The organism is Pontibacter sp. HJ8, from assembly GCF_054824225.1.
The window spans coordinates 1-8,129 of record NZ_JSYF01000353.1; the positions used below are offsets into that span (position 1 = coordinate 1).

Here is an 8,129-nt window from a genome sequence, read left to right on the forward strand (position 1 = left end):
TCCCTGCTTTTTGATACCTATACCTACCTGCACGTGCTGGCCGATCCGGATGCAACAAAAAGCGGGGGTGACTTTGGCCAGGGCAGGTACTCCGACTTCGAATTTTCATTTGACCGCGTGACACCCGATTCTATGGTGCTGGTCGGCAACTACAACGGCAGCAGGCTGGTATTGACCAAAGCCACGGCCGATGAAGCCACAAACTACATCGGCAGGGTGAATGAAAATGTCCGGGCTTTTGAGAGCATCAACAATTTCAGCCTGTACTTTAAGCAGCTCGTGGTGGGCGGCCAGGCCTTTGACATGAGCGTAAACACTACCCTCCGAACGATCACGTTCACTTACGGAGAAGGAAATGAAGTCAAAACCTTAACCACGGGCTACTACTATACCCAAGAGGGCATTACGCTGCTGCAACCGCTTGTCAGAGGCGGCCAGACCATCACCAGCCTGAATGCGCTGCAGTTTGATGAAGCCCGTAACAGGATCAACCTGACGGTGAATGGCACTGCAGGCAGCATACAGGAAGCCAGCAAGCCCGCCAAAATAGACCCGCAGGCAGCCCAGGCATTTTATAGTCCTCCTAATGGCGAGTATTGGACCAGCCAAAGCGGTTTCACGGTAGAGGGTACAAGAGATGCGTTTAACATTGGCTCTATCGAAAATCTGGGTTTGCTTACCTTCTTTACCAAAGTGGACCCTCCTTACGACGGGCTGATCTTCTTTACAACGGACGATAAATTTTTTGGCCCTGCTTTCCGCTCCCGAATCACGAGCGACGGCCGCATAATCTTTACCTACGCCGGAGAGTTCGGAACCACGCCGGAACAGGCCGCTCCGATCGTGCAGGCAACGCGCGATCAGTTCGTTATACCGGAAGGCTATTATGTGATCAGGACCGGCAACAACACCTTTGACCTGGTGAGCGCAAAAGACGCCAAAGTGTGGATCAGTTTTCAGTAAGGTATACGTAAGCTCTACAAATGCTAAAGGCTCTGTAACCGGAGCCTTTGGCATTTGAAAAAGTCATACCGCCTATCCTTCAGTTTAAAAATGCTTATACCTGCTAACAGGTTTCTCATGCCAAGGTATAACTCCGGAAAATTCCGTTTTCAGTATCCAACTTTGGAAGGACAGAACAGGTATATTTTTATGCTTCTCTACCGTAATATGTTGATACTAAAAGGGTTTTATCCACCTCAACTTCCTGAAAACATTATTCCTTTCAAATTAGCCCATTAATCCCTAAGTTTAGCCTGAAACTAAACTGTACAATTTAATATGAGTAAACTTAGACTCTTCACGTTCCTGTTCGCCGCCTTACTGATGACCTCGCTGTCGGGATGCAGCAAGGACGACGATGACAATGAGCCTTCCCAAAGAGACCTCCTGACGGCGGGACAATGGACGGGTGTTTCCATCTGGGCGTATGGCCAGGATATTTCCAGAATGTTCATAGACGAAACGGGCTATGACATCAAAAAGAATTTAGTAAAGTATGACAAAGCAGGTACGTACGCAGACAGATATGAGCGCATGACCCTGAGTGGCACCTGGGAGTTTACGGATAACGAGCAGTCCATCCTGCATGACAAGGGAACTGAGGATGAATATACATCTCGGATAATCAAGCTGACCAGCACGGAACTTTACCTGGAGCAGACGATCGAGTTTGAAGAGGAAGAACCAGTAACGCTTGAAATAAGATTCAGCAGATAAAACAAAAGGCTCCTACGTTCAGGAGCCTTTTGTTTTTATATCAATTTAGTAAACCTACTTCAGCACCGCCAGGGTAGCCCCATCGCCGCCGCGTTCTTCTGCTTCACTGCCCACACTGGCGACTTCCCGCACCGAGTACAGGTAGTCGCGCACCACCTGGCGCAGGATGCCGTTGCCGCGTCCGTGCACGATCTTGATCTCGGGTATACCTAGCATGATCGCCTCGTCTGTAAAGTTCATCACCTTGTGGAGCGCGTTTTCTGCGAATTCTCCCCGGATATCGAGCGTGGTTGTAAAGTCGGCCATACGCTGCGTGATGTTCATGCCACGGGTATAGCCTTCCGAAACTTCTGCTTTGGCTTTCTTTTGCTTCGTGGTCTGTGCTTCGAGGCGCTCCAGGTTATCTACTTTCACGATCGTTTTCAGCCCGCCGAACAGTACTTCTGCTGTCTTGCCTTTTATACCCACGATCTGCCCGATGGAATCCTGCCCGATCAGGCCTACCGTATCCCCTTCTTTCAGAGGTCCGGCATGAGCCGCGATGCGCCTGTGGGCCGGGCGTGGTTCTTCTTTGCGCACCACCTCGGTAGCAAAGGTTTCCAGTTCGCGGCGCGCCTGCTTGGTCTGCTCTTTCTCGGCCTGGCTCTGCTTGATCTGCTGTATCGTTGATTCGATCTTCTGGTTGGCGTCTTTGAGCAACAACTTCGCCTTGCCTTTGGCTTCCCGCATCACGTCCTGCTTGCTTTCTTCCAGGAAGTTCTTGAGGTCGGTATACTCTTTTACAGAGCGTTTCATCTTCAGCTCGAGTGCAGTTGCCTCCCGCAGCTTTTTCTCCAGTTCCTGCTTCTCCGTCTCCAGTTCCTCCAGCAGGCGATCGTAGCGGATCTTGTCCTTGCCTACCAGGCTGCTGGCTTTGTCCATGATGTGCTTGGGCAAACCGATCTTACGGGCGATCTCGATGGCAAACGAGGAACCTGGCTTGCCGATCTCCAGCTGGTAGAGCGGCTGCAGGTTTTTATGATCATAGCGCATGGCGCCGTTCACAATACCGGGTGTGCGCTCGGCAAAGTTCTTCAGGTTGGTATAGTGCGTGGTGATCACCCCAAACACCTTGCTGTCGTTGAGGTTCTGCAGCACTGCCTCGGCAATGGCGCCACCCAGCACCGGCTCCGTACCCGTACCGAACTCATCGATGAGCACCAGGCTTTTGTTATCGGCCACGGTCACAAACTTTTTCATGTTGGTGAGGTGCGAGCTATACGTACTCAGGTCGTTCTCGATGGATTGCTCATCCCCGATGTCGATGAAGATGTCGTGGAAAATACCCGCTTCGGAGTTATCTCCCACGGGAATCAGCATACCGGTCTGCAGCATGTACTGCACCAGGCCCACTGTTTTCAGACTCACCGACTTACCTCCGGCATTGGGCCCCGAGATCAGCAATAACCGCTGGTCGCGGTTCAGCTCCAGGTCCATGGGCACGGTAGGTTTGCCCAGTTGCTTGTGCGACAGGTATAGCAAAGGGTGCACCGTCTGTTTCCAGCTGATATGCGGGAACTTATGCAGTTTGGGCATAGAGGCTTCGACGCGACGCGCAAAAGCAGCTTTGGCCCGGATAAAGTCCAGCAGGCCGAGGTACTGGTAGGCCTTGCGAAGTTCCGGGATGTAGTTGCGCAGCGTGTTGGTCAGCCCCATCAGGATGCGGATGAGCTCCCGGTGATAGGCATTCTCCAGGTCTTTGATGTCGTTGTTGAGCTCAAAAATAGACTCCGGCTCAATGTATACCGTCTGCCCTGTATTCGACTCATCGTGGATCAATCCCTTGAGGCGACGCTTGTGCTCGGCAATCACAGGTATAACCAGGCGGCCACCGCGTATGGTAGGTTCTGCATCGCCGGGTGTCCAGCCTTCGTTTTTGGCATGCCGGATGATGGAGCTGATAGACTTGCGCAATACCCCCTGCTGCGAGATCAGGTCCCGCTTCAGGCGCTGCAGTTCCGGGGTGGCATCGTCCCGGACAGCACCGGCATCATCGACCACCTTGTCGAGGGCCGCGATCAGGGAACGCTCCACCAGGATGTTCGCTCCCAGCGCCTTCAGGGCTTCATAGGTACCTTCTTCCGTGCTGGAAATAAAGCGCAGGGAATCCCGGATGGTGCGTAGCGACATCTTGATTTCGAAGAATGCCAGCACATCCAGGTAAGCGCCTGCAATGGCTGCCCGGTCGAGGTAAGCCGTTACATCAAAGTAGTGCTGCAGCGGAATTTCGGCGTCGGACTCCAGGAGTTGTTTAAATTCTTTGGTTTGCTCTAAAAGTCGCTGCACCAGGTCGTGCCGGTTCAGAAACTGCATGCGGTTCACAAAATGGCGGCCCAGCGGACTCAGGCAAAGCTCTGAAAGCATTTCGCGCACCTGTGCGAACCCGATTTTTATTTCAAAGTTTTCTGGATAGATCAATTCTTATCTCTTAATTTAACGCAAATTTAGCATTTTATAACAAGTAAAACCTGTGGTTTAGTTCTGTGTTTCGAGTCTGGAGTTCTGAGTTTTTTAGAGCCTTCTGCTTAACTCGCGACTCAGAACTCAAGACTCAGAACTTTCATCTTAAACTTTCTAACTCTCAAACTCAAAACATGGTTCTCGATAAACTAGCCAACGCTTCCCGCTATACCTGCCTGCATCCCTTGTTCGAGCAGGCTTTCCGTTTTCTGCAGGAGACTGACCTGAAAACAGTTGCCCTTGGCCAACATCCCATCGTCGGAAAAGAATTATTTGCCATTATATCGGATGGACCCGGTATACCGGAGAAAAGCGCCAAGCTGGAGGTGCACCGGAAGTACATCGACATTCAGTACATAATTTCCGGTACGGACCACATGGGTTGGAAAGACATGGCGCAATGTGAAGCCCCGAATGATCCGTATCAGGAGGAACGCGACGCTGCTTTCTTTCCGGATAAGCCTGCTTTCTGGTTTGACGTGCCGGCCGGCTCCTTCACGATCTTCTACCCCGATGATGCGCATGCAGCTATGATAACGGAGGAGAATGTGCGGAAGGTGGTTCTGAAGATTGCGGTACAGTAGCCTTTCTGAACATGAGTAAGCAGGCCTATCGTGTCAGGAGCGCCAAGTCAAACGAATATGCGGCCATAGGTAAAATGTTGGTACGCGTATACAGCCAATTGGAAGGCTTCCCAAAAGAAACGGAACAGCCCGCCTACTACGACATGCTGTACAACATAGGCGATTTAACCCATACCCCAGGAACGGAACTCCTGGTAGCAGTAACTGCTACCGACAACATAGCAGGTGCAGTCGTTTACTTCAACGATATGCAATATTATGGCTCTGGCGGAACAGCTACCGAAGAAAAAAATGCTGCCGGGTTCAGGTTATTAGCCGTCGACCCTTTTTTTAGAGGACAAGGTATAGGGAAACTTTTAACAAACGAATGCATCCGGAAAGCAACTAAAAGCGGACTGTCCCAGGTGATCATCCATAGCACAAAGGCCATGCAAACGGCTTGGAAGATGTATGAAAAACTAGGTTTTAAGCGATCAGGAGACTTAGATTTTATGCAAGGCGAACTCCATGTGTTCGGTTTCAGGTTACTGCTTGGCCAGCAGGCGTCATGAAAACCTGAATAAGCCTTACATTTTAATTAACTCTCTGTACATTCAATTACCAAGAACCGATTCTGGGAACGACGATTTCGCTGCGCTTGCAAAACAGCTTAACATTGATTTAGCTGAAAGAGAGGGTGAAGATCCTTTTATACCCCATTCAACAAAATAGCCAGGACCAGGTATGTCGTGGTGGCTTAGGAACATGGAATAATAGTGGGGTGCGGAGCCATAAATGCTTGCGGGCAGCTACCGTGGAAATTAAGCCCATGTATCTTCAGCCCGAAAGTAGGGTCAAAGGAATCGCCGAAAAGCCAGTGAAATCATGGCCCCGCACATTATTATGCAGAATTATGCAGACAGGACTATGGCCTCACCTGCACGAATATTTCCCCTCTATACCTGCTACTCTCCTACCGCGTCAGCTGCAGCAGGTTTCTAACCAGGGAGGTCTCAGGGCGCAGCAACGGAAAAGGCTGCAGCGTATCCAGAAAGCCGGTGAGCAAATGCGGGTTATCCGCCAGATTGGAAAAGCAGGCGATCAGCACATCGTGTTCCGGTATGCGGATGACCAAGTTGCTGAACCCGCTGGTATTGCCGGTATGGTACATTTCCATTCCTCCTGAGCTGCGCCCTGAGAAGAACCAGCCCATGCCGTAAAAACCATGCGCATACCCGTCCAGAGGAAAACACACGTCACCCAAAACAGGCGCTATACCTGACTCCGAACAGCTGCCAAGCGCCTGGTGCCATTGCAGGTAATCCTGCACGGAGGTATAGATACAGCCATCACCTTTGGTAGCTGTGCAGGTGCCCTGATCGGAGAAAGCAATTTGCCCGTCCTGATCCTTTGCGTAGCCCAGGGCCCTGTTCGATATAGCTTTCCCGCTCGCATAGAGCGTCGTGTGGTGCATGCCCAACGGGGTGAAAATATTTGCCTGCAGGAAGTCGCAATAAGGCTGCCCGGATACCTGCTCCACGATAAGTGCCAGCAGGACATACCCTGTGTTGCTATACCTGTATTTTGTTCCGGGCACAAAGTAAGTGGCCGGCTGTGCTGCGACAATTTCCAGCACTTCCTCATCCCGCACCTGGCTGTCGCGTGTTTCCGCTACAAAGTTTTCGTAATCCGGCAGCCCGGAGGTATGGGTAAGCAGGTGGCGGATCGTTATGCTTTCGCCAACAGAGCTAAAACCGGGAAAGAACTGCAGCAGCTTATCTTCATACGAAAGCATGCCCCGCTGCTCCAATAGCTGCACACACAGGGCCGTGAATTGCTTGGAGACGGATGCCATCCGGAAGTTGGTAGCAGGTGTGATCGGCTGCCCGGTGGATAGATCGGCCACTCCGAATCCTTTGGCATAGAGCACCTCTCCTGCTGCTGCAATCAGAATCGCAGCGCCTGGCCCGGAGTCAATGCAGATAGAATTCGCCCACGCATCAACCGATATTTGCAAATTGGTAATCAGTGAGATATACCCTTTATCTTCCATTAAAACTTTCCCTCTACTCCAAGTCCAAAAAGGGCGTAGTCATACTTCACCGGATCCAACGGGTCGAACGCTCTCAAATGGTCAGTCAGTTCTTCGGCGGTTTGCCAGTCCATGCCTTTGCGGGTGATGAGGCCAAGCCGGCGGGCCACCCGCTCCACATGCACATCGCAGGGACATACCAGGTCTGCCGGCTGCAGCGTGTGCCAGATTCCAAAGTCGACCCCTTTGGTATCGTGGCGCACCATCCAGCGCAAATACATGTTCAGGCGCTTGCAGGCGGATTTGTGGGCAGGTGTCGAGATGTGTTTGCGGGTACGGTGCGGGGCATCCTCCAGGCTGAAGACCAGGTTATGAAAATACTCCAGCCGCTCCTTCTGCGTCTTAATTTGGTTCTGTTCCCCGGTAAAGGCTGTTTCCAGACTTTCGTGCTGCTGGTAGTACCACCGGAAGAAGTGCAGCAGGTATAGCAGATCGGTGTCGTTGAACGTACGGTGTTTGAAGCCCAGAAAACGCGTCAGGTCCTGTTCCCGGTGGTTGAGAATGAAATCGTAAGGCGCATTGTCCATCAGCTCCATCAGTTTCAGGCAATTGTTGATAATGGTCTTGCGCTGCCCCCAGGCCAGGATAGATGCAAAGAACCCACTGATCTCAATGTCCTGCTTGCGAGTGAAACGATGCGGTATGGAAACCGGATCGTTGGGTATAAACGCAGGCTGATTATACTTCTCAACCCGGTCATCGAGCAGGGCTTTGATAGCAGCGATATCTCCTTTCATGTGGTAGAGTACGTGAGTCTTGGGGATGCAAGTTAAGAAATGTTGTGAGGAAGGTGGCTGCAGCGGTCGCTGTTGTTTTTCTGTCAGAAACAGGATTTGAGGATTCACAGGATTATGTAGGGACAGGTCGCGACCTATCCGGATCCGTGCACCCGGTATAGGTATAGCCGGTCAGGACCTCGCAGTAGCGCAGCTCCTGCGAGTGTCTGGGTGAATCTTCCCTGCAGTTCCGGGTCCAACCACCCCTGCCTCTCCTTATCCTTTTCGAGGGCCCCTACCCCCTTGAGGGGAGCCAACCTTTCCAGTTCGATAATTCTAGTTGCATAGCTACTGATAGACATCCCCCTGCCCCCTTCGAAGGGGGACTTGCTGCCATTGCTATTCATCAGGTATAGGCAATATAGCTGAGGTATAGCTGTCAGGTATAGCAAGGCATACTTACAACCTCAACTACAAAGCAACGGCTTTAACAAAGTGGGCAAATGACGGTTTTGTGTTTGAGCGGTCAGCGAGTTTAAA

General features: G+C 51.5%; 8 protein-coding genes. 4 read left to right on the forward strand and 4 right to left on the reverse strand.

The features are described 5' to 3' along the window. Together OB13_RS15180 and OB13_RS15185 are read left to right on the forward strand one after the other, a co-directional pair. Positions 1 to 963, forward strand: a 963-nt coding sequence (locus OB13_RS15180; RefSeq protein WP_461491021.1) for a DUF4302 domain-containing protein, incomplete at its 5' end; no start/stop codon positions are given. A 318-nt stretch (positions 964 to 1,281) separates the two neighbouring features. Further along, on the forward strand, positions 1,282 to 1,719 hold the full coding sequence (locus OB13_RS15185) for a hypothetical protein (RefSeq protein WP_461491022.1): 438 nt from the start codon (positions 1,282 to 1,284) through the stop codon (positions 1,717 to 1,719). A gap of 54 nt (positions 1,720 to 1,773) precedes the next feature. Here the strand turns inward: OB13_RS15185 and OB13_RS15190 are convergent, their stop codons facing one another. Continuing rightward, complete coding sequence (locus OB13_RS15190) at positions 1,774 to 4,176, reverse strand: endonuclease MutS2 (RefSeq protein ID WP_461491023.1); 2,403 nt, start codon at positions 4,174 to 4,176, stop codon at positions 1,774 to 1,776. Positions 4,177 to 4,352: 176 nt separating this feature from the next. On the opposite strand from OB13_RS15190, the gene OB13_RS15195 reads away from it, so the two are divergent. Then, on the forward strand, positions 4,353 to 4,802 hold the full coding sequence (locus tag OB13_RS15195) for a NanQ anomerase/TabA/YiaL family protein (RefSeq protein ID WP_461491024.1): 450 nt from the start codon (positions 4,353 to 4,355) through the stop codon (positions 4,800 to 4,802). Between the two features lie 11 nt (positions 4,803 to 4,813). Continuing rightward, positions 4,814 to 5,353, forward strand: coding sequence for a GNAT family N-acetyltransferase (locus tag OB13_RS15200; protein WP_461491025.1), 540 nt, complete (start codon positions 4,814 to 4,816; stop codon positions 5,351 to 5,353). 401 nt (positions 5,354 to 5,754) lie between these two features. On the opposite strand, the gene OB13_RS15205 is transcribed toward OB13_RS15200, so the two are convergent. From OB13_RS15205 to OB13_RS15215, 3 genes are all read right to left on the reverse strand, one after another. Further along, positions 5,755 to 6,834 (reverse strand): serine hydrolase domain-containing protein, encoded by a 1,080-nt coding sequence (locus tag OB13_RS15205; RefSeq protein WP_461491026.1) that lies wholly within the window; start codon positions 6,832 to 6,834, stop codon positions 5,755 to 5,757. Beyond that, positions 6,834 to 7,610 (reverse strand): TIGR02757 family protein, encoded by a 777-nt coding sequence (locus OB13_RS15210; protein WP_461491027.1) that lies wholly within the window; start codon positions 7,608 to 7,610, stop codon positions 6,834 to 6,836. Before OB13_RS15210 ends, OB13_RS15205 begins: the two co-directional genes overlap by 1 nt. A 134-nt stretch (positions 7,611 to 7,744) precedes the next feature. Beyond that, positions 7,745 to 7,996 carry a hypothetical protein gene (locus OB13_RS15215; protein ID WP_461491028.1) on the reverse strand — a complete coding sequence of 84 codons (252 nt, stop codon included), beginning with the start codon at positions 7,994 to 7,996 and terminating at the stop codon, positions 7,745 to 7,747. Between the last annotated feature and the right edge of the window lie 133 nt (positions 7,997 to 8,129).